Source organism: Dechloromonas sp. TW-R-39-2, assembly GCF_016864195.1.
Taxonomy (GTDB): Bacteria; Pseudomonadota; Gammaproteobacteria; order Burkholderiales; family Rhodocyclaceae; genus Azonexus.
Window position 1 is genome coordinate 2,340,029 of the sequence record NZ_CP045202.1, and the last position, 26,405, is coordinate 2,366,433.

The 26,405-nt window shown below is 59.2% G+C and carries 26 protein-coding genes and 2 tRNA genes; 5 read left to right on the forward strand and 23 right to left on the reverse strand.

The features are described from left to right. From mobF to GBK02_RS11305, 6 genes are all read right to left on the reverse strand, one after another. On the reverse strand, positions 1–2,709 hold the full coding sequence (gene mobF / locus GBK02_RS11280; RefSeq protein ID WP_203466768.1) for a MobF family relaxase: 2,709 nt from the start codon (positions 2,707–2,709) through the stop codon (positions 1–3). Positions 2,710–2,799: 90 nt separating this feature from the next. Then, complete coding sequence (locus tag GBK02_RS11285; RefSeq protein ID WP_203466769.1) at positions 2,800–4,542, reverse strand: type IV secretion system DNA-binding domain-containing protein; 1,743 nt, start codon at positions 4,540–4,542, stop codon at positions 2,800–2,802. Further along, positions 4,542–5,009, reverse strand: coding sequence for a hypothetical protein (locus tag GBK02_RS11290; protein WP_203466770.1), 468 nt, complete (start codon positions 5,007–5,009; stop codon positions 4,542–4,544). The genes GBK02_RS11285 and GBK02_RS11290 overlap by 1 nt, the downstream gene beginning before the upstream one ends. Positions 5,010–5,428: 419 nt before the next feature. Beyond that, positions 5,429–6,234, reverse strand: a protein-coding gene (locus tag GBK02_RS11295; RefSeq protein ID WP_203466771.1) for an IS5 family transposase whose coding sequence is annotated in 2 segments (ribosomal slippage) — positions 5,429–5,886 and positions 5,886–6,234 — 807 coding nt in all. Because the reading frame shifts where the segments join, the coding sequence is not laid out codon by codon here. A 147-nt stretch (positions 6,235–6,381) separates the two neighbouring features. After that, positions 6,382–6,645, reverse strand: coding sequence for a type II toxin-antitoxin system RelE/ParE family toxin (locus GBK02_RS11300; RefSeq protein WP_203466772.1), 264 nt, complete (start codon positions 6,643–6,645; stop codon positions 6,382–6,384). Beyond that, entirely contained in the window at positions 6,645–6,917 is a 273-nt protein-coding gene (locus tag GBK02_RS11305; RefSeq protein WP_203466773.1) for a CopG family ribbon-helix-helix protein, read from the reverse strand. Before GBK02_RS11305 ends, GBK02_RS11300 begins: the two co-directional genes overlap by 1 nt. 161 nt (positions 6,918–7,078) lie before the next feature. Between GBK02_RS11305 and GBK02_RS11310 the strand changes: the two genes are divergently transcribed. The 4 genes from GBK02_RS11310 to GBK02_RS11325 all read left to right on the forward strand — a co-directional run bounded on the left by GBK02_RS11310 (position 7,079) and on the right by GBK02_RS11325 (position 10,780). Further along, positions 7,079–8,107 carry an IS110 family transposase gene (locus tag GBK02_RS11310; RefSeq protein WP_203466774.1) on the forward strand — a complete coding sequence of 343 codons (1,029 nt, stop codon included), beginning with the start codon at positions 7,079–7,081 and terminating at the stop codon, positions 8,105–8,107. A gap of 405 nt (positions 8,108–8,512) precedes the next feature. Continuing rightward, positions 8,513–8,890, forward strand: coding sequence for a transposase (locus tag GBK02_RS11315; RefSeq protein ID WP_203466775.1), 378 nt, complete (start codon positions 8,513–8,515; stop codon positions 8,888–8,890). Further along, the gene (gene tnpB, locus GBK02_RS11320) at positions 8,857–9,216 is read left to right on the forward strand and encodes an IS66 family insertion sequence element accessory protein TnpB (RefSeq protein WP_203466776.1); all 360 of its coding nucleotides are present in this window, start codon (positions 8,857–8,859) and stop codon (positions 9,214–9,216) included. Before GBK02_RS11315 ends, tnpB begins: the two co-directional genes overlap by 34 nt. 61 nt (positions 9,217–9,277) lie before the next feature. Further along, entirely contained in the window at positions 9,278–10,780 is a 1,503-nt protein-coding gene (locus GBK02_RS11325) for an IS66 family transposase (protein ID WP_203469373.1), read from the forward strand. A 113-nt stretch (positions 10,781–10,893) separates the two neighbouring features. Here the strand turns inward: GBK02_RS11325 and GBK02_RS11330 are convergent, their stop codons facing one another. From GBK02_RS11330 to GBK02_RS11350, 5 genes are all read right to left on the reverse strand, one after another. Then, positions 10,894–11,832, reverse strand: coding sequence for a hypothetical protein (locus GBK02_RS11330; RefSeq protein WP_203466777.1), 939 nt, complete (start codon positions 11,830–11,832; stop codon positions 10,894–10,896). A 1-nt stretch (position 11,833) separates the two neighbouring features. Next, entirely contained in the window at positions 11,834–12,163 is a 330-nt protein-coding gene (locus tag GBK02_RS11335) for a hypothetical protein (RefSeq protein ID WP_203466778.1), read from the reverse strand. 96 nt (positions 12,164–12,259) lie between these two features. Beyond that, on the reverse strand, positions 12,260–12,547 hold the full coding sequence (locus GBK02_RS11340; RefSeq protein WP_203466779.1) for a hypothetical protein: 288 nt from the start codon (positions 12,545–12,547) through the stop codon (positions 12,260–12,262). Positions 12,548–12,920: 373 nt separating this feature from the next. Beyond that, positions 12,921–12,997 (reverse strand) — tRNA-Arg (locus GBK02_RS11345). A 24-nt stretch (positions 12,998–13,021) separates the two neighbouring features. Then, a tRNA-Pro gene (locus GBK02_RS11350) sits at positions 13,022–13,098 on the reverse strand. 139 nt (positions 13,099–13,237) lie between these two features. On the opposite strand from GBK02_RS11350, the gene dksA reads away from it, so the two are divergent. Then, entirely contained in the window at positions 13,238–13,663 is a 426-nt protein-coding gene (gene dksA / locus GBK02_RS11355; protein ID WP_203466780.1) for an RNA polymerase-binding protein DksA, read from the forward strand. Positions 13,664–13,776: 113 nt separating this feature from the next. On the opposite strand, the gene pnp is transcribed toward dksA, so the two are convergent. The 12 genes from pnp to GBK02_RS11415 all read right to left on the reverse strand — a co-directional run bounded on the left by pnp (position 13,777) and on the right by GBK02_RS11415 (position 26,405). Continuing rightward, entirely contained in the window at positions 13,777–15,912 is a 2,136-nt protein-coding gene (pnp, locus tag GBK02_RS11360) for a polyribonucleotide nucleotidyltransferase (RefSeq protein ID WP_203466781.1), read from the reverse strand. Between the two features lie 135 nt (positions 15,913–16,047). Then, positions 16,048–16,317: a 30S ribosomal protein S15 gene (gene rpsO / locus GBK02_RS11365; protein ID WP_203466782.1), complete on the reverse strand. Its 270-nt coding sequence runs from the start codon at positions 16,315–16,317 to the stop codon at positions 16,048–16,050. A gap of 93 nt (positions 16,318–16,410) precedes the next feature. Continuing rightward, positions 16,411–17,319, reverse strand: a complete 909-nt coding sequence (gene truB, locus GBK02_RS11370; protein ID WP_203466783.1) for a tRNA pseudouridine(55) synthase TruB — start codon at positions 17,317–17,319, stop codon at positions 16,411–16,413. Between the two features lie 6 nt (positions 17,320–17,325). After that, positions 17,326–17,694 carry a 30S ribosome-binding factor RbfA gene (rbfA, locus tag GBK02_RS11375; protein WP_203466784.1) on the reverse strand — a complete coding sequence of 123 codons (369 nt, stop codon included), beginning with the start codon at positions 17,692–17,694 and terminating at the stop codon, positions 17,326–17,328. Further along, complete coding sequence (gene infB, locus GBK02_RS11380; RefSeq protein ID WP_203466785.1) at positions 17,691–20,450, reverse strand: translation initiation factor IF-2; 2,760 nt, start codon at positions 20,448–20,450, stop codon at positions 17,691–17,693. The genes rbfA and infB overlap by 4 nt, the downstream gene beginning before the upstream one ends. 16 nt (positions 20,451–20,466) lie before the next feature. Then, positions 20,467–21,939, reverse strand: coding sequence for a transcription termination factor NusA (gene nusA, locus GBK02_RS11385; protein ID WP_203466786.1), 1,473 nt, complete (start codon positions 21,937–21,939; stop codon positions 20,467–20,469). Positions 21,940–21,960: 21 nt separating this feature from the next. Next, positions 21,961–22,401 (reverse strand): ribosome maturation factor RimP, encoded by a 441-nt coding sequence (gene rimP, locus GBK02_RS11390; protein WP_203466787.1) that lies wholly within the window; start codon positions 22,399–22,401, stop codon positions 21,961–21,963. A 128-nt stretch (positions 22,402–22,529) separates the two neighbouring features. Next, entirely contained in the window at positions 22,530–23,567 is a 1,038-nt protein-coding gene (rluB, locus tag GBK02_RS11395; protein ID WP_203466788.1) for a 23S rRNA pseudouridine(2605) synthase RluB, read from the reverse strand. Further along, positions 23,557–24,039, reverse strand: a complete 483-nt coding sequence (gene scpB, locus GBK02_RS11400) for an SMC-Scp complex subunit ScpB (protein ID WP_239003283.1) — start codon at positions 24,037–24,039, stop codon at positions 23,557–23,559. Before scpB ends, rluB begins: the two co-directional genes overlap by 11 nt. Positions 24,040–24,067: 28 nt before the next feature. Beyond that, complete coding sequence (locus GBK02_RS11405; RefSeq protein ID WP_203469374.1) at positions 24,068–24,907, reverse strand: ScpA family protein; 840 nt, start codon at positions 24,905–24,907, stop codon at positions 24,068–24,070. Positions 24,908–24,909: 2 nt separating this feature from the next. Beyond that, entirely contained in the window at positions 24,910–25,203 is a 294-nt protein-coding gene (locus GBK02_RS11410; RefSeq protein WP_203466790.1) for a lipid-A-disaccharide synthase N-terminal domain-containing protein, read from the reverse strand. Then, positions 25,203–26,405: a tryptophan--tRNA ligase gene (locus GBK02_RS11415; protein ID WP_203466791.1), complete on the reverse strand. Its 1,203-nt coding sequence runs from the start codon at positions 26,403–26,405 to the stop codon at positions 25,203–25,205. Before GBK02_RS11415 ends, GBK02_RS11410 begins: the two co-directional genes overlap by 1 nt.

Sequence of the window (26,405 nt, forward strand, 5' to 3'; positions counted from 1 at the left end):
TCACAGGCCGAACTGCATAAAATCCCGAGCCAGGCGGCTGATATCGCGGGACTTGTCAGCGAGGTCACGCATCTTGTCCACCAGCTCGTGGGCCTGTTCGCTGGTCTCCATCGCCTTCTCAGAAAAGCTGTTGCCCAGGTCGCCGCCGTCGTTCGACTGCTCCAGCGCCTGGTGTTTGTCGGTCTGCTTCTGGACCGCCTTGCCGAGTTTGGCGCGGTCGTCGGTGTAGACCTTTAGCTCCTGTTTCACGCGGGTCACATCGGTATAGAACTCGCGTTGGCTTGCCGTACGGCAGGCCGAACTGCGCTCCAGGAGCACGCGCTTGGCGCCCAGGCCCTGGGCGGAGTGGCCGGTCGCGGCATAGCCATAGTCGAGGGAGAGCGGCTTGCCGTTCTCCAGATTGATCGCAACCTTCTTGCCGCCATCCAGTTGCACCTGCATCTGCTTGTCCGAGATGGCGAGCACCGTGGCGCGCTGGCCGTTCCGCAGGCGCTCCCCGGTGGCCGCAATATCGCCCGTGACGCGAATCCGGTCGCCAGCTGACAACTCGCGCCGGTCTGTTCTGCCGACGGTCCAGCCCTTGCCGGAGAGGTTGGCCGGGGTGAACGTCACTGTAGAGCCATCCGGCCGGGCGAGTTCAATTTCGTTCGTACGAATTGCCTTGACCTTGAGAATGTCGCCGGACTTCACCCCCAGGCTGCGGTAATCCTTATCGAAACGCACAGCATCCCCTTCGGCGTAGAACTGTGCCCGGCGCTGTTGATTTGCCGTCAGATCGCCACGCTCAAAGGTCTCCACCGTCTTCCCCTGCCCCGCCAGGCTGAGGCCTTCCCGCACGGCAGCATTGATCTGGCGGCGTGCCTCGTTGGTGCCGGTGAGGACCAAGGTTTCCCGGCGCTCCTCCGCCGGAAGGGCGCAGAAATCGGCGGCAATCGCCGCCAGGCGCTGCGCCTCGTCCTTGATTTCCACCACACCGCCCGCCTTCGCCAGCGCCTCCAGGGCGGCGGCGCCCTTGCCCTCGGCGGCCAACTGGGCGACTTCGCGGGTAATGTCGGTCTGCTGGCGCAGCATGGTGTCGACGATGCTCGTCTGCATCCCGGCTTGCTGCAACTGCTGGAAGCCTCGGCCTGCTTCCACGCTCTGGTACTGATCGCTGTCGCCGACCACGAGGACGCGTGCCCCCGCCTTTTCCGCACGAATCACGGCCTCCGCCAGTTGCCGCGTGCTGGCCAGCGACGACTCGTCGATGACCAGGATCGTCCTATCGTCCAGCTTGGAGCCTGAGACCTCCCAGCTCTGGAGGGTCTTGCCCTCGATGCCGGCCTCGGCCAGCGCCTTGACGGCGCCGTGCGACGGCGCTACCCCTGCCAGGGTGTAGCCGCAGGCCTCGGCCTGCTGGCGGAATTCGTTGAGAAGGGTTGTCTTTCCAACCCCGGCCAGACCTTGGATGCCGGTGATGCGGTTCGTGGTGGTCAACGCCGCCTCAACGGCTGCCCGTTGGCGTTCGTTCAACTTGGGGTCAAGGGACAGCGTGCCCGATGCAATCGCCCGAACGGCCCCACGCCCCAGCAACTCGACCTCCAGCATGCGCTGCTCACGGGCGATCGAGGCGCGATCGGTAATGCGGCCGTCCGATTTCTGAACCAGGTCGCCCCAGGCCAGCGCCTTGTTGAATGCCGCCTCAACCTCGGCCAGCGTAGCCCGGCCATAGGCGACGGACATAGCTGCCGCCATGGAATCCTTCTGCTCAAAGGCTGCCTCGCGCTCGGAGAGGTGGCCGATGGCGAATTTAATCGCCTCCTGGGCTGCCTCCTTCGAGTCGCGTGCCAGTCCAGGCAATTGGCCGGCCGGCAGCGAAACGGCCAGGCCCAGTTCGGCGGCGCGTTCGCGCCAGGCTGCGACCAGCAGATCCCGGTCGTAGTGAACCTTCCGGTCGCGGGTGTCGAGCGCGGTCTTGTCGCGCAGCTCGGCACTCGCCTCCTCCCGGCTCAAACCCCGCGCTGCCAGGGCGGCGTCGATGGCTGCCGTGCGCGTCGAGAAGGATTTAATCTGGTTATCGCTGACCGTGGCCAGCTCGAAGCCGCTCTTGTTGTGGCGCAGCTGGTAGCCCAGCTCAGCGAGGCGCACCGCCAGTTCCGACTTGTAATGCACGTCGAGTTCGCGCTGCATTTTGAAGAGCTCACGGTTTTCCATGGCACGCCAACGGCCGTCCGGCGTTTGGGTCGCGTTGATCAGCACGCAATGGGTATGCAGATTCGGGTCGGCGGCGCGGCTGGTGTCGTGGAGGACCGTGCGGGCGATCAGGTTGCCGGTGTCGACGGTGATGGTTTTACCGTCCGGCCCCACCATGCGGGCCTGAATCCGCTTTTCTGCGGCGTCCAGGGCAGCCCTGACGGCCGCGTTATGCGCTTCGGTGACGCGGGCATCGGCATAAACCAGGGCGGCGATGCTGACGCTTTTCGGGGCCGAAATGGTCAGATCGGTGCCGGCACGGTGCTTGCCGCCCTGCCCGCCCGGAATTTCCTCGCCGTTCGGCAGCTTGCCGCGCAGCAGATCGCCAAACAGGCGGTCGGCGTTGTCCTCGGAGAGGCCCAGCGCCGCCGCCCCTTTGCCGTACCAGGAGGCTGGTGGATTGTCCTGGGTGTAGTAGTCGTCCCGCGAGTAATAAGATTCGGCCTGTCTGGCGGCCACATTGGTGCAGCGAATCATGGGCAGTGTTCCTTTTTTGTGGGTGACACTGCTTTATGTCGCCAGCGCGAACCAAACGAACAAAAACCCCGGTTTTCCGGGGTTTGGGTGTTAGCTCAGTCGCTTTTCACATGCGGGGATCGGGATCTTCACCTTTGCTACTGGATGATCTCCAGCGAGCTTCAGAAAACCACGCAAAGCCGGCAGTGTTTCGATTTCGGATGGCAGAACCAGCTTTTCTATCGCCCGCCGTTCCGCTTCCGACTTCGACGGGTCGCCGCCCAGGCCGAACAGGCCCCGCCGGCTGCGACTCTGCTCCTGGCGGATGCGCTCCTGGTCACCGATGGCCTTGGCGCACCATTCCGCCGTCTCGGGGTCGCCGGCTGCCAGGTACAGCTTCGTGTTCAGGCAGCTGAGGAGCACCGTTGCACCGTCGCGGCCGTAGGTCGTCCACAACTGAGCCACTGATTGCACGCCCCACAAAATCTTGCCGTTGTAGCGGCGCAGCTTAGAGACGCCATCTGCGGCGCTGGGCACTTGGCCAAGGCTAGAGAATTCATCTGCGACGAACCACGTTGGCGGTGGAACGTTTTTATCGTCACTGATCGTTTGTGAGATCGCGCTTTTCAGCCAGGTCGCCAGCAGCTGCCGCATGACTCGGACGTTGCCGTCTGTGTAGCGCATGAACAGCCACTGCCCAGGCGGTGCGGTGCGAACCCACTCCCGAAGCGAAAAGTTGCCTTGGTCGTCGAGGGTTTGCCAACCTGACAGGGCAGTGCCCAGCACTGAGCGGACGCTCACCAACAACCTATCGGCATCGTCGGCGGTAAATACGGCCGCAGGCGTATTGGCCACAATCGGGGCCATTTCTTCACGACTGGCCACACAGCAAACATGCAGCAGGCGGCTAACGGAGTGTTCTCCGCTGTTGTAGAGGCTCCTCATCACCTCGGCCAGCAACACTCTGGCCATGTCCACCCACTGTTGATTCTCGCCAGGGCTGTCCGGGATGGCGTTCGCGGCCATCTCGGCGAAGTCCGTCGCCCGGCGGATTTCACAGAAAGGATTCCATTTGGCAGTCGCCCAGGTCTCGCCAGGGGCGAGAACCACATCGCCTTTCCGGAAAAATCGCTGCATGGCGGCGCCGCCGATATCGGCGACGATCCCACGATCGCCCCGGCGGCGGGCATCGAGGATGACACCATAGATGGCCATGGATTTGCCGCTGCCGGTTGTGCCGAAAACGCAAGTGTGCCGCCCTTCGGCTTCTCGGGGGATGGGGATGCCGCCGAGGTGCACCTGGGCGGGCCTTGGCTTGGCGCTGACGCGCTCGGCCACGATGAATACAACCAGGCCAAGGGCACAGCCAACAGGCACGGCCAAGGCGCTCTTAAACATCAACAGGCCAGACAACGAAAAAAACACGGCATAGACCCCGCCCAGCAGGACGGCTTTCTTGTTTTCTCGCCACCACAGCTCACGCCTTAACAGAAGCGCAGTGACCAGCCTTGCCCCTCGAATGCGGCCTTCTTTCCCGCTTCCGGCCAGCGCGGGAAGCAAAGCGGTAGCGGCCGTCAGTAGAAGCGACAATCCCACCGAAAACAGGACGCCGTTGAAGATTTTCGTTTCAATCTCTGGGTCATAGTTTTGCAGTTGGCGCTGGAGTAAAACCTCCTTTTCTGTTCCCGAAAAATCAACTAGGGCGCGCGCCATCGAGCTTACATACGCGGCGCGCAGCTGGGTTTCTGGCCAGCGCTTTTCCTGCCAGTCTGGCGACCAGACAAGGTTATAACCGGCGACGGAAAAAGACAGGACTGCCACCACCAACAACAGGATTTTTTTGATGCTTCCCATTACTCACCTCCGAGCAGTTCGGCCAACTGGGCGTTGGCTTTTTCACGTGCGATTCGGATGTGCACCCCAGCCGGTTTTTGGGGGGTGCCCGGCATTTCGGCGGTGATGATTTGTGCACTTAACGCAGCTGAAAACAGGGCTTCGCCGAACAGCAGCCGGGCGGGTTTTTCAGGAATAAAAACGCCTTCGGGGAGCGCTCCAGCAGAGGGTTTTTCAACGCTCAGATGTTTTTCTATGAGGCCCAACTGAGCACTGATCTTCCTCAGTTCCTCTGCTCCCCCGGTCCCGGATTGCAGGTTATTTTTGATCGCCAAAAGCTGCTGCTCGATCGTGATTTTCTCGGCCCCGCGTTGCGCCATTTCGGCAAAATTTGCTGCTAGAGAGCGCCCATTTTCGGCGCTAAATTGCCGCAGTTGACGCTCTAAACTTGTCGAAATAGGGACGCTCAAACGGTTGGTTTTGCTCATGGTTTTTCTCCTGGTTGGGCATCGAAACTCGACGCCTTACCGACCTATGTACGTAGCGCGAACCGTGCTGCGCGGGTTTTCAGGTGCGAAGCACGGTTTTCCGGCCTTGGCTGGGAGGGTTGCCGCACTTGTGCGGCAAACGGTGCCGCACCAGATGCGGCACGGCCAAGCCTTGCGCAGCAAGGCGTTACCGCCCGAAGGGCGGCGGATGTGCAGCCCATAGGGCTGCGTGGTGTGTGATGCCTGACGCTTGCGGCAGGCATTGTGCCTTTTGCTGGGGGTCTGGGGGCTCGCCCCCAGGTTGAGCTTGCAAGGCCAACTGCCTTACGCTTCTCAGGATCAACCAACGGGAGATCAGCGCGCAGCTGGTGGCTGACGAAGGTCAGTTAGTCAATGGCTTAGAACCGCTAACAAAATGATCAAGGTCGCTTGAGCTGCCGCCAGCAAATGATGCAGCAGGCGATCTTGATAAAGGCTTCGTGGATGATGGCTAGGCGCTCGAATCGAACGCGCAGTCGCCGGAAGTTGTGCAGCCAACTGATCGTTCGTTCAACGACCCAGCGGGTTTTGCCCAGGCCGCTCCCGTGCAGCGTATTGCGCCGTGCAATCAGGGTACGGATTCCTTGCGCATGAAGCGGGCGACGATACTTGTCGTGGTCGTACCCACGGTCGGCCTGAATGATTCTGGGTTTGCTTAACGGTCGTCCCGGCAAACCACGGATGGGAGGAATGGCCGCCACCAACGGCAGCAACTGGGTTACGTCGTTGCGATTGGCCCCGGTCAGGATGACCGCGAGCGGGATGCCCTGGGCTTCGGTGATGAGATGGTGCTTGGAGCCTGGACGAGCGCGGTCGGTGGGATTCGGTCCTGTTTTTGACCGGCGCCCACGGCACGAATGGAAGCGGAATCGACAATGCAGCGCGACCAGTCAATCCGGTCGGCAAGGCGCAGTTGTGCCAGCAGCAAAGCGTGCAAACGGTCCCAGACCCCGGCTTCCTGCCAGGCCCGAAGCCGTCGCCAGCAACTCATGCCAGAACCACAACCCAGTTCCTTGGGCAGCATTTCCCAGGGAATGCCGCTCTGGAGCACAAACAAAATCCCCGCCAGAACCGCACGATCATCCAGTGGCAAGCGTCCTGGATACTTGGCTCGGCGCGGCTTGGGCGGCGGCAAGAGCGGGGCGATCAGCGCCCACAACTCGTCATCGAGAATCGATTTATCCATTTCCTCTGCCCAAAAAAAAGCGCAGAGGTTAACCAAATTCAGCCGCTGTGAACAGAGGGAAAGGCTTCTTTTTGTTAGCGGTTCTTACTGGTTTGCCCGCCATAAAGCGGGCAAAGCCGAAGTCCAAGTCGGAGGCTATCGGTCTTCTCAGGTGTGCCACAGGCGCAGCATGTAGACGGTCGATTCCTGAATCTCATAGCGCATCTCGTAGTGCCCAATGAGCAATCGCCTGACCTCACGCGGCTCGAACTCGAAGAGTTGCTCACCAATCCGAGGATTGGTGAGCAGGATGGTCGGGCCCTTGGTCAACGCCTGCACCGTCCGCACGGCGGCCTGCTTATTCGCCGGGCCCAGAAATTCGTACAAGCGTACCAAGTCGGAAAGCGCCTTGCTGGACCACTTTAGTTCCATCAGCGCGGCACCGGCAGCGGTTCATCTGTTCCCAGACTATCGGCCCATGCCTGTACGGACTGATGATCGATAACATGGCCAGCCTCCACGTCGGCAAGGGCCTCTCGGGTCAGTCGCTCTCGCTCTTCTTCCTGAGACAGCCAGGCCGACAGTGCCTGTTTCATGATCCAGCCGCGGGAGCGCTCCAAGCGCTCAGCCATCTGGTCGACTTTATCGGCCAGAGGAAGCGGGACATGGGCAGTGAGAACCTTGGTTGATATAGCTTGAGTCATACAGCATCCAAACTGATTAGTTTTTAATAACAAAGATTAGACTTCAATCGTAAGCGCCCGGCCAACCCATCTAATGGGATGGTCGCCCCTACTTGAAACGGCATCAGAAGTGCCAAAGTGTGGCGAATGGAAATTCCCACCCAGCAAGAGAGGCGACCGAAATGAAGCTTACGACGATTGGCATCGATCTGGCAAAAAACGTATTCCAGGTTCATGGCGTGGATGAACGGGGCAAAGCCGTCCTGAAGAAACAACTGAAGCGGGAGCAGATGGCAGCGTTCTTCGCCAACCTGGCGCCGTGCCTGATCGGCATGGAAGCCTGCGGCAGCGCACATTTTTGGGCGAACAAGCTGCAAGCGATGGGGCATACCGTCAAATTGATGGCGCCGCAATTTGTGAAGCCCTACGTCAAGACGAACAAAAATGATGCAGCGGATGCGGAGGCGATCTGTGAAGCGGTGAGCCGGCCAAACATGCGTTTTGTGCCGATCAAGCAGGCCGAGCAGCAGGCTGTACTCGCGCTGCATCGGGCTCGCCAAGGCTTCGTCAAAGCGAGGACAGCCCAGGCAAATCAGATTCGCGGCCTGCTGGCCGAGTACGGCATCATCATTCCCCAGGGCATTGCGCACATCGGCAAGCGTCTGCCGGAGATCCTCGAAGACGGCGAGAATGGCTTGCCCGGCGTCTTTCGTCAGCTAATTGCCCGTCTGGGAGACCACCTCAAGGAACTGGATCGGCAGGCCCAGGAGCTGGAAGGTCAAATCCAGGTCTGGCATAGCGAGAATGCCGCCAGTCGAAAGCTCGCGCAGATACCAGGGATTGGTCCGATTACAGCCAGTGCGCTGGTGGCATCCATCGGCAATGCCCGGAACTTCGAAAATGGCCGACAACTGGCAGCCTGGCTCGGGTTGGTGCCACGGCAGAACTCCAGCGGCGGCAAGCAGACCCTGCTGGGGATCAGCAAACGGGGCGATACCTATATGCGGACACTCTTGATCCACGGAGCGCGCGCCGTCATTCGGGTAGCCGAACGCAAGGCAGCCCACGCCGGGAGCTGGCTGGCAGGAGTGATGGGGCGACGCAACAAGAATGTGGCTGCTGTGGCCCTGGCGAACAAGAATGCCCGGATTGTCTGGGCGCTCCTGGCCCAGGATCGGGACTACAAAGCGGATTACGGATTGACGGCATAAACACGGGTTATCCCCCGTGCCGCAGGCCTACGGTCTAAAGGGACCTTCGGCCCACGGCCCCGTGGATAACCCTGCCACTGAGCAAGACAGCAGCACACTTCAAGGAGAACCACCGATTGCACAGGCAATCATGACGTGATGGCGAGATAGGTCAGACCGGGGTTGGACAAGCCTGAACTTTACAAGGCGCCTCACAGCGCGACCATCTGTTAAGGCTCCAACCAGCGTATTCCATCAGGGACGGAGGCTGTGGCCTCGATCAAAGTCCGGATCTATGGCTGCAATCTCCACCTTACTTACCATCATCGATTGAGGGCTTGGCAAACCGGGGGCGACCATCTATGTAAATTGACGCGTTAGACCGCGAAGATCGTGTCCCCTTAAAAACGATGGTGGACACTTTCGATGGAAATCCAGAAGCCAGGCCGGCGCAGGCGACATCATCCAGAGGAGTTCAAGCAGGCGGTGATTGCTGCGTGTTGCGAGCCGGGCGCCTCTGTCGCCGGCATTGCAATGGCCAACGGCGTCAATGCGAACCAGGTCCGGCGGTGGATGCGTGAGCGCGGTATTGAACCACCGACGCGGCGCCAACCAATGCCCGTCGTGCTCGAAACAGCGCCGGCGATCGCGCCTGCCTTCGTACAGTTGCCGATTGCCCCTGCGATGCCGGCATTGGGGGATATCCGGATCGAAGTCCGGCGCGGCAACACCGCGATCAAGGTGGATTGGCCGGTTCAAGCATCAGGCGATTGCGCCACCTGGTTGCGCGACTGGCTGCGATGATCCGGGTCGATGCCTTGTGGCTTTCGACCCGGCCGCTGGACATGCGGGCGGGAACGGAAACTATCCTGGCTCAGGTCGTCCAGATCTTCGGTGAAGCAAAGCCACACCATGCCTACCTCTTTGCCAACCAACGCGGTAGCCGGTTGAAGGTGCTGGTGCATGACGGTTACGGCGTTTGGCTAGCGAACCGTCGTCTGAATCAAGGGCGGTTTCAACTCCGGCCAAGCGATGGCAGCGTGGCGCTCACCCGGGGGCAATTCGATGCCCTGATTCTGGGCCTACCCTGGGAACGGCTGGCCGATGGTGGCGTGATCCGGATTCTGTGACGGTCCACCAGTAGGGAAGTCCACGATGACCGGCGGGGGCGCTGGCTGGCATCATCCCCGGATGTCGCTTCCCGCCAATATCGATCAACTCAGCGCCGATGAATTGCGCCGCCTGCTCGTTGAGCAAGACCGGGAACTCAACTGGCGCCAAGTGAAGATCGACAAGCTGACGCATGAAGTGGCGTACTACAAACGCCATTACTTCGGCGTCAAGGCGGAACGCTTGCCGGTTGAGCAGGGACAACTGTTCGAAGAAACCCTCGCAGCCGACATGGCGGCCATGACCGAAGAGCTGGCACAGCTTTCGGAAACGAAGCCCAAGGGACAAGCGAAGCGCAAACCTTTGCCGCCGGAGTTGCCGCGCACCGAGATTCACCACGACCCGGAGTCGACCACCCGCGCCTGCGGCTGCCAGATGAAGCGCATCGGCGAAGATGTTGCCGAGAAACTGGATTACATGCCGGGAACCTTTACGGTTGAGCGCCACATCCGTGGCAAGTGGGCCTGTACCGAATGCGAAACCCTGGTGCAGGCACCGGTGCCGGCCCATGTGATCGACAAGGGTATCCCGACCACCGGTCTGCTTGCGCATGTGCTGATCGCCAAGTATCTCGATCACCTGCCGCTGTATCGTCAGGAAGGCATCTTCGGCCGGGCCGGCTTGCCGATTCCGCAATCGACGCTGGCTGAATGGGTCGGCCAGATGGGGGTTGCCCTGCAACCGCTGGTCGATGCCCTGAAAGCCGAGATGCTCACCTACCCGGTGCTGCATGCCGACGAAACGCCGGTGGCGATGCTCGATCCCGGGGCCGGCAAGACCCATCGGGCTTATCTGTGGTCCTACAGCATCGGCGCTTTCGAGCCGGTCAAGGCGGTGGTCCATGACTTTGCCGACAGCCGGGCGGGTAAACATGCCCGAGAATTCCTCGGCAACTGGCGCGGTACGCTGGTTTGCGACGACTACTCGGGGTACAAGGCCCTGATCGCTGACGGCGTGACCGAAGCGGGTTGCATGGCGCATGCGCGCCGGAAATTCTTCGACCTGCATGCCAACAACCAGAGCCAGATTGCGGGGCTGGCGCTGGCCACCATTCAGAAGCTCTACCAGGTCGAGCGGGAAGTCGCCGACCTGAGCCCGGACGAACGACGACGAATACGCCAGGAGCAGGCCAAGCCGATTCTGGATGAATTCCATGACTGGCTGAGCCGGCACCGATTGCAGGTGCCCAACGGGTCATCGACGGCTAAAGCGATCGATTACAGCCTCAAACGCTGGACGGCGCTCGCCCATTACCTCGGCAATGGCCAGGTACCGATCGACAACAACTGGATCGAGAACCGAATCCGGCCCATCGCCACGGGCCGGAAGAACTGGCTATTTGCCGGCAGCCTGCGTGCCGGCAAACGGGCGGCCGCCATCATGAGCCTGATCCAGTCGGCCAAGCTGAACGGCCATGATCCCTTCCTCTATCTCAAGGACATCCTCTCTCGCTTGCCGACTCAGCCCAACAGCAGAATCGGCGAACTGCTGCCGCATCGCTGGCAGCCTGAAATCTCGGCCTGAATCAGAAATCAACCTGGGTTTGCCGGGTGCTTACCTTCAATCACATGAAAATCAATCCGGATACCTGAAATATCAGATCAGCCCCCCGCCTGCGGCGGGGGGGGTGGGGTATGTCAGTTTGACGCGAGCGAAATGCCTTTCCATGGCCCATGGCGCAGCTGATATATCTCCGCTGCGGCTTGGTCACTCACAACCTCCCCTCTCCTTATACTCACCTCACCTCCCCTCTCCTGGGAGACAACCCTTTGATTTTCTGGTATTTTTATTTTTCTCAGTTTGCACTCTTGAGAAAATATTCGAAAAATCAATGGACTGATGATCTGCTCAGCCTCCTCAAATATTTTTTTGGCATCTCTTGCTTTGGCGCAACGGAGCCTCGACGCAATAAAAATTTCTCCAGTGGCAGCATCAGAAGCAGCGGCCCCCCTCCCCTGCAAGCTGGCCAGGACCTCTGCGAAAGTTGTGGCCGGCACGGACGCAAGGTCGGCAAGCCCGTCTAGCCAACCACCTGGCCTGAAAACGCCCGACGCGGTCTGGTCCGGGTTGGCTGCCAAGACAAAGGCAGCGAGCATTTCCGTCGCTGACCACTGCTGGCCAGGTCCCCGCGGAGGCAGCGCGGTCAGAAGATTTGAGTAGAGCAGAACCGACGGCACGCGTGGTCCACCCAAATACCTTTCCAAATCCGCCCGGATTGCCTCAGCAACCCTGGAATCACGCACGCCAGCAAGGGCGGTGCGCACCTGACGAGCCCATGGTGTCACCTCTTCCTCGGCCGGGCTGCGATGCCAAGAAAACGACCCACACAGGTATGCCTCACAGGTGTTCTGGCTGACAACTGCCAGGCCACGCTGGTCGAGGTCGGTCAGAATTCCCCAAATCACATCGACCGGCAAAGGCAAACCCCGGCACGAATAGGGGGTGGGTGCAAAAAGTAGGCAGGGGGTCAGGGAGTGATGGTTCGCAAGAACCACAACCATCAGTTTGTGCTCGGCTGGCAACGCCCAAATACCAGGCCGATTCAAAAGATCAGGGGGGAAAAGTATTTTTTCCATATCACTCCCCCCCCGCCATGAAGAGGTCGCCCTGGCCGCGCTTGGCGGCGTCGCGCTGCCTCTTTAGGCGTTTCTGGGCAGCGCGCAGCCCCACCCCAAGGTCGGCAGCCACACCGGCAGCCACTGAGCCGCGACGTGCTTTTGGCCGGGGCATCTCGCCAGTTGGTGCAACAAATGCGTCGTCGTTTTCCGCCCGACGGGCGGTAACGTGAAGATCCTGCGAAACCCAGCCACGACCAAGGCGCCGAACGCCGACAGCTGCCGGCACGGCAGCGCTTGGATCTTGCCCAGCAAGCCAGGCGACTGCTACTTCCTGGCGAATATCGTCCATGCTAAGCCCAGAAGCCTGGGCAAGAGTATGGACAAGGGGCCCGTACTGGCTGAGGACCGCCTCGCAGTCCACCGGGTAGCCGTTCCTAGCCATGCGTCAGCCCCCCGCCGCGATCTTGCGAGGCCGACCCCGGCCTCGTTTTTCCACCTGCTGCTCAACTGGCGATGCCGCATTGGATGGATTGGATGGGGCTGACCCTGAAAAAACAAGCTCAAGATCGACGAGCCGGCAAACCCTCTTGCCGCCAAGCTCGACCACGGGCAGAGGGAAAGTGCCAGCCAAAATGCGGTTCGCTGTCGTTTTGGCTGACCAGCCAAAAACGGCCTTGCCGGCCTCAGCCGGCGAAACGGCCACGCGGCCGGGAAAAACGGAATAAAAAGACATGCCAGCTCCGAGAGGAGGAGCTGAGCCGTGGCCAAAACCCACGGTGGCCAGCAAAATTGCCGGTATCCCATCCCATTCGCTAAGGCAGCGCAGGGAATTTTGTAATTGCTAGCCGCTCACCAGTAAATACCAGCATGCATAAAATTGACCAGCTGAGACCAATTTAACATCCCAAAGAATCCTAGGCAACCCCTATTTAAGCAAGTGCACGACCGGCTCGGCCAAAGCCAGGCCAAAACGGGTGCAGATATTCAAGGACAAACCGGGACAAACGGGGACAAAACGGGGACACTCACCGACAAGATGACGCCCTTTAGCGCAATAGTGGCTAGTAACCACTATCGGCGAAACACTTGATTTTAATTGTGTTTTTTGGCGTGCCCGGAGGGACTCGAACCCCCGACCTGCTGCTTAGAAGGCAGCTGCTCTATCCAGTTGAGCTACGGGCACTAGAGGGGGAAAACCAGAAATGGATGGTCGGGGCGGTGGGATTCGAACTCACGACCCTCTGCTCCCAAAGCAGATGCGCTACCAGACTGCGCTACGCCCCGACACAAGAACTCCATTATAGCACCACCCCGAAATCCGCACCAGATCAGGAGCCTATGTTTTTGAAACAAACTTTTCTTGCGAAAACTACGCCAATCTGATATTTAATCGCCTTTTTCGTAACTGGGACACACAAGCAAAATGGCAGAAGAGCTGCTCCACAAACATTTCCCCCCGTACGAACCCAAAGAGGGCGAGGAGTACATGAGCGCGAAGCAACTCGCGCATTTCCGCAAAATTCTTGAAACACTCAAAAAGGAATTGGGTGAAGATATCGACCGCACGGTACACACCATGCAGGACGAAGCAACTGTCTTTGCCGACCCGAACGACCGTGCCAGCCAGGAAACCGATATCGCCATCGAATTGCGCAACCGTGACCGCGAGCGCAAGCTGATCAAGAAAATCGATGAAACGCTTGGACGCATCGAAAGCGGCGATTACGGCTTCTGCGACAAATGCGGCGTCGAAGTTGGCATCAAGCGCCTGGAGGCCCGCCCGACAGCCACGCTGTGCATTGATTGCAAGACACTGGAAGAAATGAAGGAACGCCAGATGGCGAAGTAATTCGCCCGGCTGATTCCTGCGGTCGACCTACACCGAACCGCAAAAACAAAGGGCGCCTTACGGCGCCCTTTGTTTTTCAGAAGCCTGCCGAAGCAGGCCCGCTGACTACGCTATTACTGAGCAGCTTCCGGGGCAGCAGCAGGAGCGGCAGCGCCACCCTCTTCTGCAGCAACGGCCTTCATCGACAGCTTGACGCGACCGCGGTCGTCGGTTTCGAGAACCTTGACGCGAACGATCTGGCCTTCCTTGACGTAGTCTTCGACCTTGTTGACACGCTCCTGGGCGATCTGCGAGATATGCAGCAGACCATCCTTGCCCGGCAACACGGAAACGATGGCACCGAAATCAAGAATCTTCAGTACGGTACCTTCGTAGATCTTGCCGATCTCGACTTCTGCGGTGATCGCATCGATACGCGAACGGGCGGCAGCAGCAGCTTCGCCGCTGGTCGCAGCGATGGTGATCGTGCCGTCGTCCTGGATGTCGATCGTCGTACCGGTTTCTTCGGTCAGGGCACGGATAACAGCACCGCCCTTACCGATGACGTCACGGATCTTTTCCGGGTTGATCTTGAAGGTGTACAGACGCGGTGCGTAAGCAGACATCTCTTCACGCGGACCGGCAGCCGATTCCTGCATCAGGTTCAGGATGTGGATACGGGCATCCTTGGCCTGGGCCAGTGCAACCTGCATGATTTCCTTGGTGATGCCCTGGATCTTGATGTCCATCTGCAGCGCGGTAATACCGGTCGTCGAGCCAGCCACCTTGAAGTCCATGTCGCCGAGGTGATCTTCGTCGCCCAGGATATCGGTCAGCACGGCGAAACGGTTGCCATCCTTGATCAGGCCCATGGCGATACCAGCCACATGCGCCTTGAGCGGCACGCCGGCATCCAACAGCGCCAGACAGCCGCCACAAACGGAAGCCATCGAGGACGAACCGTTGGATTCGGTGATTTCCGAAACCAGACGCATCGAGTAGGAAAAATCTTCCGGCTTCGGCAGCACGGCGAGCAGCGCGCGCTTGGCCAGACGGCCGTGACCGATTTCACGACGCTTCGGCGTACCGACACGACCGCATTCGCCGGTGGCGTACGGGGGCATGTTGTAGTGCAGCATGAAGCGGTCACGGTATTCACCGGCCAAGGCGTCGATGATCTGTTCATCGCGGTTGGTGCCGAGCGTGGCCACAGCCAGCGCCTGGGTTTCGCCACGCGTGAACAGTGCCGAGCCGTGGGTGCGCGGCAGAACGCCGGAACGCATGGTGATCGGACGCACGGTGCGCGTATCGCGACCGTCGATCCGCGGGGCACCGGAGAGGATGCGGCCGCGAACGATGGAAGCTTCGATTTCGTGGAACAGGTTGCCAACGGTGTTTTCGTCCGGGGCGCCTTCGGCACCGGTACACAGGGCAGCAACAGCTTCAGCGCGAATGACCTTGACGGCCTGGCTACGCGTCTGCTTGACGGTGATGTTGTAGGCTTCTTCGAGCTTGGCACCGACCAGGGCGGTCAGGCTGGCAACCAGCGCTTCGTCCTTCGGTGCAGCTTGCCATTCCCATTCCGGCTTGCCGGCTTCTTCAACCAGTTCGTTGATGGCATTGATCGCCTTCTGCATTTCGGTATGGCCGAAAACGACAGCGCCGAGCATGACTTCTTCGGACAGCTGATCGGCTTCGGATTCAACCATCAGCACGGCAGCTTCGGTACCGGCAACGACGAGGTCGAGCTGGCTGGACTTGAGCTGGCTCAGGGTCGGGCACAGGACGTACTGGCCGTCGATGTAACCGACGCGGGCAGCGCCGATCGGGCCGTTGAACGGCACGCCGGAGATGGCCAGGGCGGCAGAAGCGCCGATCAGGGCCGGGATGTCGGAGTCAATTTCCGGGTTCAGGGACATCACGGTGGCGATGACCTGGACTTCGTTGTAGAAGCCTTCCGGGAACAGCGGACGGATAGGACGGTCGATCAGGCGGCAGGTCAGCGTTTCCTTTTCGGAAGGACGGCCTTCGCGCTTGAAGAAACCACCGGGGATACGGCCGGCAGCGTAGGTTTTTTCCTGGTAATCAACGGTCAGCGGGAAGAAATCCTGGCCCGGCTTGGCACTTTTGGCAGCCACAACGGTAACCAGAACCACGGTTTCTTCCATGGAAACGAGAACAGCACCGCCAGCCTGGCGGGCAACTTCGCCGGTTTCGATGGTGACTTGATGGGCACCATAAGCGAACGTTTTTTTCACGACATTAAACATAGTTTCCTTTCACTCTCAACACAATAAACAACGATTTATCAACAACTTACAATAGACAACAACAAACAGCACTGCAAAAAAAGAAAAAAGCGGCCGGGAAAAATCCGGGCCGCTCTTTCGTGGCTTCGTTCTGGCTTACTTGCGCAGACCGAGACGGGTAATCAGGGTACGGTAGGAATCAACATCCTTGCCCTTGAGGTAGTCGAGCAGCTTGCGACGCTGGCTAACCAGGCGCAGCAGACCACGACGGGAGTGGTGATCCTTGGAATGTTCCTTGAAGTGCGGCGTCAGGTCGTTGATGCGTGCGGTCAGCAGAGCGATCTGAACTTCGGAAGAACCGGTGTCGCCCGGAGCGCGCTGGAATTCTGCAACGATTGCAGCCTTGACTTCAGTAGTGAATGCCATTTCAAACTCTCTTTCATGGTTACGACGCCGCCCCGGTTTGATAGAGCCAGCGCCAGTTAAAAAAACTTCCTGTTGGCGACAGGAAGCCTTGAATTATAACTCTTTTACAGCGAGTTGTACCAAACGTTTTGGCCAAAGCCGCCCATCGGACCCCGGCTCACCCACGCCAATCAGACATCCGGCCGCATAAACGCGGATCTTGCCGCTCAAACCGGCCGGCAAATCGACCGGATTGCCGTGCCGGAAGCGTTGCTCGGCCTCACCTTCGACCGCAATCACCGGCAGGCTGCTGACCAGCGCATCGACCGGCTGCAGGCGCCCTGCCCGTCCGGCGTCATCGAGCGCTTCAAGCTCGGCCAGGGTCACGGAGTTTTGTAGATCGAGATCACCGACCTTCGTCCGCCGCAAGCCTTTCAAGTGCGCCCCGCAGCCGAGCAAGCCACCGATATCGGTGGCCAATACACGGATGTAGGTCCCCTTGCTGCAACTGACACGCAAGCTCAGGGTATCACCCTCCAGCCCCAGCATATCGATGCCGTGAATCGTCACCGCACGCGGTTCGCGCTCAACCTCGATACCCTTGCGAGCCAACTCATAAAGCGGCCGACCATTACGCTTGAGGGCCGAATGCATCGGGGGAATCTGCTGGATGTCGCCAATAAACCGGGGCAAGACGGCCAAAACATCGGTCTCGGAGACGTTGACCGCAGCAGTGGTCAAAACCACCCCGTCAGCATCGCCGGAATCTGTCGTCACACCCAATTGCAGAATAGCTTCGTAGGTTTTGTCGGCATCGAGCAAATCAGCCGAAAATTTGGTCGCCTCACCGAAGCAAAGCGGCAAAAGGCCGGTTGCCAATGGATCGAGCGTTCCGGTATGGCCGCCTTTGGCAGCCGAAAACAAACGACGCGCCTTTTGCAGCGCGTCGTTGGAGGTCAGGCCGATCGGTTTGTCGAGCAACAGCACACCGTCGACCTGTTTCCAGGTCTTCTTGACTTGCATGAAAACTCAGTCGTCCGGCGTTTGATCGCTCAGGGCCGAAGCACGGTCGATCAGTTCCGACATGCTGGCCCCGCGTTCGAGCGAGTTATCGTAAATGAAGTGCAACTCCGGCAGCGTATGGATATGAATCCGGCGCCCCAGTTCGCGACGCAGGAAACCCGACGCCCGCTTCAGACCACGCTCGATTTCTTCAAGATGCTCGGCATTGAGCGTCGTGAAGAAAATCTTGGCGTGGGCGTAATCCGGCGTCAGCTGGACCTCGGTCAGGCTGATCATGCCGACACGCGGATCCTTCAGCTCGGTACGAATCAGATCGGCGAGGTCGCGGCGAACTTGCTCCGCGACCCGGTCGCTACGTTGAAACCCGCGCTTCATTTGAGCGTACGCGCCACTTCCTGGATTTCGTACACTTCGAGCTGATCGCCCTCTTGAATATCGTTGTTATTCTTGAGCGACAAACCACACTCGAAGTTGCTGCGAACTTCCTTGACGTCATCCTTGAAGCGCTTGAGCGAGTCAAGCTCACCGTCCCACTGAACCACGTTGTTGCGCAACAGGCGAACACGGGAACCGCGCTTGACGAAACCTTCCAGGACGTAACAGCCGGCAATGGCACCCACCTTGGAAACCATGAAGACCTGGCGAATTTCGACCATACCGGTAACCTGCTCGCGCTTCTCCGGCGACAACATGCCGGAAAGAGCCGATTTCACTTCGTCGACCGCGTCATAGATCACGTTGTAGTAACGGATATCGACACCGAAGGTTTCGGCCAGCTTGCGCGAATTGGCATCGGCACGGGTATTGAAGCCGATAATGACCGCGCCGGAAGCCTGCGCCAGATTGACGTCGGATTCGCTGATCGCACCAACGGCACCGTGAATGATCTGCACACGAACTTCTTCGTTCGACAGCTTGGCCAGGGTTTGCACCAGGGCTTCCTGGGAACCTTGCACATCGGCCTTGACGATGAGGGGCAGCGTCTTGATTTCGCCTTCCTTCATCTGCTCGAACATATTCTCGAGCTTGGCAGCCTGAGCCTTGGCCAGCTTGACGTCGCGGAACTTGCCTTGACGGAAGAGCGCGATTTCGCGAGCCTTCTTTTCGTCGACCAGGACAATCGCCTCTTCGCCAGCCGCCGGAACGTCCGACAGACCAAGGATTTCAACCGGGATGGACGGACCAGCCTCGTTGATCGGCTTGCCGTTTTCGTCGAGCATGGCACGAACGCGACCGAAAACCTGACCGGCCAACACGACATCGCCGCGCTTCAAGGTACCGGACTGAACCAGCATGGTGGCCACAGCACCGCGACCTTTGTCGAGACGGGCTTCAATGATCAGGCCCTTGGCCGGCGCATCCTTCTGGGCGGTCAGTTCAAGCACTTCTGCCTGAAGCAGAACCTGCTCAAGCAACTCGTCGATGCCCATGCCCTTCTTGGCGGAAACCGGCACGAACGGCGAATCGCCGCCGTACTCTTCAGGAATGACGCCTTCGGCAACCAGTTCCTGCTTGACGCGATCCGGATTGGCATCCGGCTTGTCCATCTTGTTGATCGCCACGACCAGCGGCACACCGGCTGCCTTGGCGTGGTGGATGGCTTCCTTCGTCTGCGGCATGACGCCGTCGTCGGCAGCAACCACCAGAATAACGATATCGGTCGCCTTGGCACCGCGAGCACGCATCGCCGTAAAGGCTTCGTGACCCGGGGTATCGAGGAAGGTCACCATGCCACGCTCGGTTTCAACGTGGTAGGCACCAATGTGCTGGGTAATGCCACCGGCTTCGCCAGCCGCAACCTTGGCGCGACGAATGTAGTCGAGCAGCGAGGTCTTGCCGTGGTCGACGTGACCCATGACAGTAACAACCGGCGCACGCGGCAATACGGGCACATCCTTGTGCTCGACGCCTTGGGTGTCTTCGAGGAAGGCATCCGGATCATCCAGCTTGGCAGCCAGCGCAACGTGGCCCATTTCCTCGACCACGATCATGGCCGTTTCCTGGTCCAGCACCTGGTTGATGGTAACCATCGAACCCATTTTCATCATGGCGCGAATAATTTCGGTCGCCTTGATGGCCATCTTGTGAGCCAGATCAGAAACAGAAATGGTTTCCGGAATGTGCACTTCACGCACGACCGGCTCGGTCGGCGCCTGGAAGCTACCCTGACCGTCATCGGCCTTGCTGCCATGCTTCTTGTGGCCATGACGACCATCTTTCCAGGAACTTCCGGTATCGGACGAACGCGTCTTGATGCCCGGCTTCTTCTTGCCATCATCGGCACGACCGCCAGCCTTCTTGGCATCCTTGCCCGGAGCATCCGGCTTCTTGTGCAAGGTACCTTTTTCGGCAGCGGGCGCTTGCGCCTTGGCCAGGGCGGCAGCTTGCTGCTTGGCAAGCTCGGCTGCCTTGGCAGCGGCAGCCGCCGCTTCGGCCTGCTGACGGGCACGCACCAGTTCAGCTTCGCGCTCCTGCTTCTGCTTCAGCTCACGCTCTTGAATTTCACGCAATTGACGATAGCGACGATCCTGCTCTTCACGCGCCTTCAGCTCGGCTTCACCAATAACCTGGGCGCGGGTCGGTGGAACAACCACCGCAGGCGTCTCAACAACAGCCTCAACCGGCGCCACTTCAGCAACCGGCTCTGGAATCGGTTCGGGCTCGACAACCGGCTCGGGCACAGGCTCCGGCTCGGGTTCCGGCATCGGCTCAGGCTCGACAACCGGCTCTGGAATCGGTTCAGCTTCAACAACCGGTACTTCGACGATAGCGTCGACTGGCAATTCATGGGACTCGTCTGCCAGTTCGCCAATGGCGTCACCAGCATGCTCACCCAGCTCACGCTTGACCAGAACACGCTTTTTACGAACTTCAACCTGGACAGTACGGGCCCGACCATGCGAATCGGTTGCCTTGATTTCGGACGTCTGCTTGCGCATCAGGGTGATCTTGGTCTTGGACTCATCACCGTGCGCACGGCGCAGGTAGTCGAGCAGACGATTTTTGTCCTGATCCGTCAGCGAATCATCGGCGCCTTGCTTGCCAACCCCGGCCTTGCCCAATTGCTCGAGCAGGGCCGCGACCGGCATTTTCAGTTCAACGGCAAATTGAGAAACAGTTGTTGCGGACATACTTGCTACCTCCCGCTCACTCAAACCAGTGAGCACGTGCCTTCAGAATAATTTCCTTGGCACGCTCTTCGTCGATGCCGGTCATTTCCGTGAGTTCATCTACCGCCAGTTCCGCGAGATCATCACGGGTCTTGACGCCATTGCCAGCCAACTTGGCGGCCAGTTCCTTGCTCATGCCTTCAAGACCGATCAGATCGTCGGCCACATTCTCGAGTTGTTCTTCGGTGACGATGGCTTCGGTCAGCAGGGTATTGCGTGCACGGTTGCGCAGTTCGTTGACGATATCTTCGTCCAGACCGTCGATTTCGAGCATTTCGGCGAGCGGCACGTAAGCCACTTCCTCAAGGGTCGAGAAACCTTCGTCGATCAGCAGGTCAGCCAGTTCTTCGTCGATATCCAGCTTTTCCATGAACATGATGCGGGTCACGGCATGTTCGGCTTCGGACTTCTTGCCGGCTTCATCCTGAGTCATCAGGTTGATCGTCCAACCCGTCAGCTCGGAGGCCAGACGAACGTTCTGACCGCTGCGACCGATGGCGATGGCGAGGTTATCTTCGTCCACCACCACGTCCATGACGTGCTTTTCCTCATCGACAACGATGGAAGAGACTTCAGCCGGCGACAGTGCGCCGATGACGAACTGGGCCGGATCAGCCGACCACAGGACGATGTCGATGTTTTCGCCGCCGATTTCGTTACGCACGGCAGTAACGCGCGAACCGCGCAAACCAACGCAGGTACCGATTGGATCGACACGCGGATCGTTCGACTTGACGGCGATCTTGGCACGCAGACCAGGATCACGGGCACAAGCCTTGAGTTCCATCAGACCGTCAGAGATTTCCGGCACTTCCATGTCGAACAGGCGGATGATGAATTCCGGCGCAGTACGCGACAGAATGATTTGCGGACCGCGGGCGTTGCGGTCGATGCGCAGCAGGTAGGCACGAACGCGATCGCCGACCCGCAGATTTTCCTTCGGAATCATCTGGTCACGCGGCAGCAAGGCTTCGATCTTGCCGGCTTCGACAATTGCGTTGCCACGTTCCATGCGCTTGATGGTGCCGGAAACAACATGTTCCTTACGATCCAGGAAGTCGGTCAGGATCTGTTCGCGCTCGGCGTCACGGATCTTTTGCAAGATGACCTGCTTGGCTGCCTGGGCGCCGATACGGCCGAAATCGATCGGCTCAAGGGCTTCTTCGAGAGAATCACCGGCTTCGATTTCCGGATCTTCCTTCTGGGCTTCAGACAGCGGTGTTTCGAGGTATTCGTTGACGTATTCGTTATCCGGCACGACCTGCCAGCGACGGAAGGACTCGAAGTTACCCGTATTACGGTCGATAGCAACGCGCACATCGGCTTCATCATGGATACGCTTTTTGGTCGCAGAAGCGAGCGCCAGCTCAAGGGCACCAAAGACGATATCCTTATTGACGTTCTTTTCGCGGGCCAGTGCATCAACCAGCAGCAACAGTTCACGGCTCATGGGCTAAAACCTCCTAGTCCTTCAGTCGAATCGGGGCACGATGCGTGCCTTTTCGATATTATTGAATTCGAGTTCCACATCATCTTTTTCGAGGCGCAGACCGACCTTGCCATCCTTGCAACCAAGCAGTTCGCCCTGGAAATTGCGGCGACCGGCATGCGGAATGCGCAGCTTGATCTGGATATCCTGACCGGCAAAACGCTCAAAGTCAGCAGCCTTCTTGACAACCCGATCCAGGCCCGGCGAAGAAATTTCCAGACGGTCGTAATCGTAGTTTTCAACTTCGAAAACACGCGACAACTGGTTGGAAACCTTGGCGCAATCCTCGACATCGACCCCCGTCGCCTTGCCCGGCGCATCGATAAAGACACGAATAGTCCGGCCGCGCGGCGACATCTCGACATCGACGAGTTCATAACCCAGACCGACAACGGTCGTTTCAAGCAGCGTATTTAAATCCATAGCCACAAATAAAAAATGGGCGAAACGCCCACCTCATTAAAAAAAAGATGCCCCGCCAAAAATGGCGGGAGGAACAAACCCGTGAATTATAACGAGTTTATCCCTTCCCGTAAATGAATCCCCCGACTTTATGCGCTCTCCGGATCCTGAAGTGGCGGCGCAATGGCCTTGTCCAGTTCGCGAACAAAAAGCTTGGCCTCGGCATCGGTCAATTCACGGACACGACCGCGCTTGAGCTGCGGCGGCAACTGGAACGGCCCGTAGCGAACACGAATCAGGCGGCTTACCGTGCAATTGACCGCCTCGAACATGCGTCGCACCTCGCGGTTGCGGCCTTCGTAAATAGTCACGCGATACCAGTGGTTCGCCCCTTCCCCACCACCATCTTCCAGTGAGGCAAAGCTGGCCGGACCATCTTCAAGCTCGATCCCGGCAAGCAATTGCTTCTGCGCCTCGTCGGTCAGTTCGCCAAGCACACGCACGGCGTATTCGCGAACCAGCTGGGAGCTCGGATGCATCAGCTTGTTGGCCAGCTCACCAGAGGTTGTAAACAGCAGCAGGCCAGAGGTGTTGAAGTCGAGACGACCGACCGCAATCCAGCGCCCGCCACGAATCCGCGGCAAGGCCGAAAAGACCGAAGGACGACCATCCGGATCGTCGCGCGAAACGATTTCACCTTCCGGCTTGTGATACATCACGATACGCGGCACCCGGGCGCTGGTGAAGCGCAGATTGACCAGACGCCCGCCAATCTTGACCTTGTCGGTCGGAATCACGGTTTGACCAAGCACAGCCGTCACGCCATTGACGCTGATCCGGCCGGCGGCAATCCACTCTTCCATTTCGCGACGCGAACCCACACCGCCCTGGGCCAGCACCTTCTGCAGACGCTCCGGCTTGGCTTCGGCGATCAGCTTGCCGCTGCGTGCAACATTGCCGCGATTGGCCCGACCGATGGCCGGCGGCCCGGAACGACGACGCGGCGCGGCAGCCGGTGCTGCAACCGGAGCACCCTCGCCGGCTTCACCCGCCTCGACCGGCGCTGGACGCGGCCCACGGCCACGCGGCGCATCGCTTTTGCGGTCTACACCGCGTTCGCTGCGTTTTTCAAAACCGCCCTCACCCTTCTGGGGCGATGGACGAAGCGGAGTACGTTTAGATTTCATGGTTCAGCTCCAGTGTCTGGCTGATTTGTTCGAGCGGCGGCAGTTCGCTGACGCTACGCAAGCCCAGATCATCGAGAAATTGTTTGGTCGTGGCAAACAGTGCCGGCCGACCGGGGGTTTCGCGATGGCCGACGACGTCGATCCAGCCTCGCTCTTCCAGGGTTTTAATGACGTTGCTACTGACCGCAACGCCGCGAATGTTTTCAATATCGCCACGGGTTACAGGCTGACGATAGGCAATGATCGACAGGGTTTCAAGCACCGCCCGTGAATAGCGTGGCGGCTTTTCAGGGTTGAGGCGATCAAGATACGGCAAATACTCGGCCCGCGTCCGAAAACGCCAACCGGAAGCCAGCTGGATCAGTTCGACCGGCCGATCTTCCCACTCAGCCCGCAACTGATCGAGCAATTTTCGGATCATCTCGGTCGACAAGGAATCGTCGAACATTTTGCGCAACTCGAGCGGCGTCATCGGCTCGCGGGCGGCGAGCAAGGCCGCTTCAAGCACTTTCTTGACTAGGCTCGGTTCCACCTTGCTGCACTCTCACGTAAATGGGTTGAAAGGATTCGGTCTGTGTAATCTCGACCAGCTTTTCGCGCGCCAGTTCAAGCATGGCGAGAAAGTGAACGACCAGACTCGGGGCGCCCATTTCAGGATCAAACAGCGTTTCAAACTGGACAAAACCGCCGCGCTCCTGCAAAACGCGAAGAATGATGCCCATATGTTCGCGCACCGACAACTCTTCGCGGCTGATTTTATGGTTTTTCGTCAATTTTGCCTGACGAACCACCGACATCCACGCCTCTTTGAGATCGTCGACCGAGACTTCCGGCAAGCGCACATAAAGCGATTTTTCAACCAGCGTTTCAACCCAGAAGAACTCACGATCCGCTTGCGGCAGTTCGTTGAGCTTCTGGCCAGCAATTTTCATCTGCTCGTATTCCATCAGGCGACGAACCAGCTCGGCCCGCGGATCTTCCGCCTCATCCCCATCACCCAGCTTCGGGCGCGGCAGCAACATGCGCGACTTGATCTCGATCAGCATCGCCGCCATCACCAGATATTCGGCCGCCAGTTCGAGATTGCTCGCCTGCATGCTGTCGATGTAGCTGAGATACTGCCGGGTCAGCGGCGCCATCGGGATGTCGAGAATATCGACGTTGGCCTTGCGGATCAGATAAAGCAACAGGTCGAGCGGGCCTTCGAAGGCGTCGAGCATGATCTCGAGCGCATCCGGCGGGATGTAGAGATCCTGCGGCAGGTGCTGCATCGCCTCGCCATAAATGCGGGCAACCGGAACAAAAAGATCCGAAACAGGCACGTCGACCGCAGTATTCATGCTCACGAGGCGGCCGAGCGGCCCTTGCCTTTGTAGTGCAGATGCAGATTGCGCACGTAGATGATCAGGCTCAGCGCCTGACCAAAAATGAACACCGGATCCTTGCGATGAATGGCGTAGATGGTCAGCACGATGCCGCCAGCCAGGCTGAAATACCAGAACGAAACCGGTATGACGACCATCTTGGCCTTTTCACTACTCCACCACTGGATGACGAAGCGCATCATGAACAGCGCCTGGCCGCCAAAGCCGATGGCGATCCAGATCAGCGCCTCGATATCGATGTTATCGAGCATCAGTGGTACTCAAGTCCCATCGCTTCGCGCACATCGCGCATCGTTTCGCGCGCCAGGTCGCGTGCTTTGTCGCAGCCGTCGGCAATGATGTTCTTGACCAATGTCGGATCGTCGAGATACATCTGCGCCCGCTCACGCATCGGCACCTGTTCGCGCAGAATGCCGTCGATCACTGGCTGCTTGCATTCGATACAGCCGATACCGGCCGTGCGGCAACCTTGCTGGACCCATTCCTTGCAGGCATCGTTCGAATAAACCTGGTGCAATTGCCAGACCGGACACTTGGTCGGCTCGCCCGGATCGGTACGGCGCACGCGATTGGTATCGGTCGGCATGCTGCGCACTTTCTTGGTCACCGATTCCTCGGATTCGCGCATGGTGATCGTGTTGCCATACGATTTCGACATCTTCTGGCCATCCAGGCCCGGCATCTTCGACTCTTCGGTCAGCAGATAGCCCGGTTCGACCAGGATCATCTTGCCGGTGCCTTCAAGGAAACCGAACAGTCTTTCGCGGTCGACCGCAGAAAGATGCTGAATTTCATTGAGCATGGCCTTGGCCTGCTCGATGGCTTCCTTGTCGCCATTTTGCTGGAAGCGCGTACGCAACTCTTCATACAAACGCGCCTTCTTGCCGCCCAGTTTCTTGACTGCTTCGCGTGCCTTGTCCTCGAAACCGGGTTCGCGGCCGTACATGTGATTGAAGCGACGGGCCAGCTCACGGGTGAATTCGACGTGCGGAATCTGGTCTTCGCCGACCGGCACCTTGTCGGCCCGGTAGATCAGGATGTCGGCGCTCATCAGCAGCGGATAGCCGAGGAAGCCGTAGGTCGTCAGATCCTTGCCGGCCAGTTTCTCCTGCTGGTCCTTGTAGGTCGGCACGCGTTCAAGCCAGCCGAGCGGCGTCATCATCGACATCAGCAGATGCAGTTCGGCATGTTCCGGAACGCGGGACTGGATGAACAGCGTTGCCTGGTTGGGATCAACCCCGGCAGCCAGCCAGTCGATGATCATGTCCCAACTGGCCTGCTCGATACCCTGCGGATTATCGTAATGCGTCGTCAGGGCGTGCCAGTCGGCGACGAAGAACAGGCAGGGATGCTCGTGCTGGAGCTTGACCCAGTTCTTGAGAACACCGTGGTAGTGGCCGAGGTGAAGGGCGCCGGTCGGGCGCATGCCGGAAAGAACACGTTCTGCGTACAT

What these genes read in the sequence shown, in the direction of transcription:
- mobF (WP_203466768.1), bottom strand. Translation starts at nt 2,709, where the DNA reads ATGATTCGCTGCACCAATGTGGCCGCCAGACAGGCCGAATCTTATTAC.
- GBK02_RS11285 (WP_203466769.1), bottom strand. Translation starts at nt 4,542, where the DNA reads ATGGGAAGCATCAAAAAAATCCTGTTGTTGGTGGTGGCAGTCCTGTCT.
- GBK02_RS11290 (WP_203466770.1), bottom strand. Translation starts at nt 5,009, where the DNA reads ATGAGCAAAACCAACCGTTTGAGCGTCCCTATTTCGACAAGTTTAGAG.
- GBK02_RS11300 (WP_203466772.1), bottom strand. Translation starts at nt 6,645, where the DNA reads ATGGAACTAAAGTGGTCCAGCAAGGCGCTTTCCGACTTGGTACGCTTG.
- GBK02_RS11305 (WP_203466773.1), bottom strand. Translation starts at nt 6,917, where the DNA reads ATGACTCAAGCTATATCAACCAAGGTTCTCACTGCCCATGTCCCGCTT.
- GBK02_RS11310 (WP_203466774.1), top strand. Translation starts at nt 7,079, where the DNA reads ATGAAGCTTACGACGATTGGCATCGATCTGGCAAAAAACGTATTCCAG.
- GBK02_RS11315 (WP_203466775.1), top strand. Translation starts at nt 8,513, where the DNA reads ATGGAAATCCAGAAGCCAGGCCGGCGCAGGCGACATCATCCAGAGGAG.
- GBK02_RS11325 (WP_203469373.1), top strand. Translation starts at nt 9,278, where the DNA reads ATGTCGCTTCCCGCCAATATCGATCAACTCAGCGCCGATGAATTGCGC.
- GBK02_RS11330 (WP_203466777.1), bottom strand. Translation starts at nt 11,832, where the DNA reads ATGGAAAAAATACTTTTCCCCCCTGATCTTTTGAATCGGCCTGGTATT.
- GBK02_RS11335 (WP_203466778.1), bottom strand. Translation starts at nt 12,163, where the DNA reads ATGGACGATATTCGCCAGGAAGTAGCAGTCGCCTGGCTTGCTGGGCAA.
- GBK02_RS11340 (WP_203466779.1), bottom strand. Translation starts at nt 12,547, where the DNA reads ATGTCTTTTTATTCCGTTTTTCCCGGCCGCGTGGCCGTTTCGCCGGCT.
- dksA (WP_203466780.1), top strand. Translation starts at nt 13,238, where the DNA reads ATGGCAGAAGAGCTGCTCCACAAACATTTCCCCCCGTACGAACCCAAA.
- pnp (WP_203466781.1), bottom strand. Translation starts at nt 15,912, where the DNA reads ATGTTTAATGTCGTGAAAAAAACGTTCGCTTATGGTGCCCATCAAGTC.
- rpsO (WP_203466782.1), bottom strand. Translation starts at nt 16,317, where the DNA reads ATGGCATTCACTACTGAAGTCAAGGCTGCAATCGTTGCAGAATTCCAG.
- truB (WP_203466783.1), bottom strand. Translation starts at nt 17,319, where the DNA reads ATGCAAGTCAAGAAGACCTGGAAACAGGTCGACGGTGTGCTGTTGCTC.
- rbfA (WP_203466784.1), bottom strand. Translation starts at nt 17,694, where the DNA reads ATGAAGCGCGGGTTTCAACGTAGCGACCGGGTCGCGGAGCAAGTTCGC.
- infB (WP_203466785.1), bottom strand. Translation starts at nt 20,450, where the DNA reads ATGTCCGCAACAACTGTTTCTCAATTTGCCGTTGAACTGAAAATGCCG.
- nusA (WP_203466786.1), bottom strand. Translation starts at nt 21,939, where the DNA reads ATGAGCCGTGAACTGTTGCTGCTGGTTGATGCACTGGCCCGCGAAAAG.
- rimP (WP_203466787.1), bottom strand. Translation starts at nt 22,401, where the DNA reads ATGGATTTAAATACGCTGCTTGAAACGACCGTTGTCGGTCTGGGTTAT.
- rluB (WP_203466788.1), bottom strand. Translation starts at nt 23,567, where the DNA reads ATGAAATCTAAACGTACTCCGCTTCGTCCATCGCCCCAGAAGGGTGAG.
- scpB (WP_239003283.1), bottom strand. Translation starts at nt 24,039, where the DNA reads ATGACGCCGCTCGAGTTGCGCAAAATGTTCGACGATTCCTTGTCGACC.
- GBK02_RS11405 (WP_203469374.1), bottom strand. Translation starts at nt 24,907, where the DNA reads ATGAATACTGCGGTCGACGTGCCTGTTTCGGATCTTTTTGTTCCGGTT.
- GBK02_RS11410 (WP_203466790.1), bottom strand. Translation starts at nt 25,203, where the DNA reads ATGCTCGATAACATCGATATCGAGGCGCTGATCTGGATCGCCATCGGC.
- GBK02_RS11415 (WP_203466791.1), bottom strand. Translation starts at nt 26,405, where the DNA reads ATGTACGCAGAACGTGTTCTTTCCGGCATGCGCCCGACCGGCGCCCTT.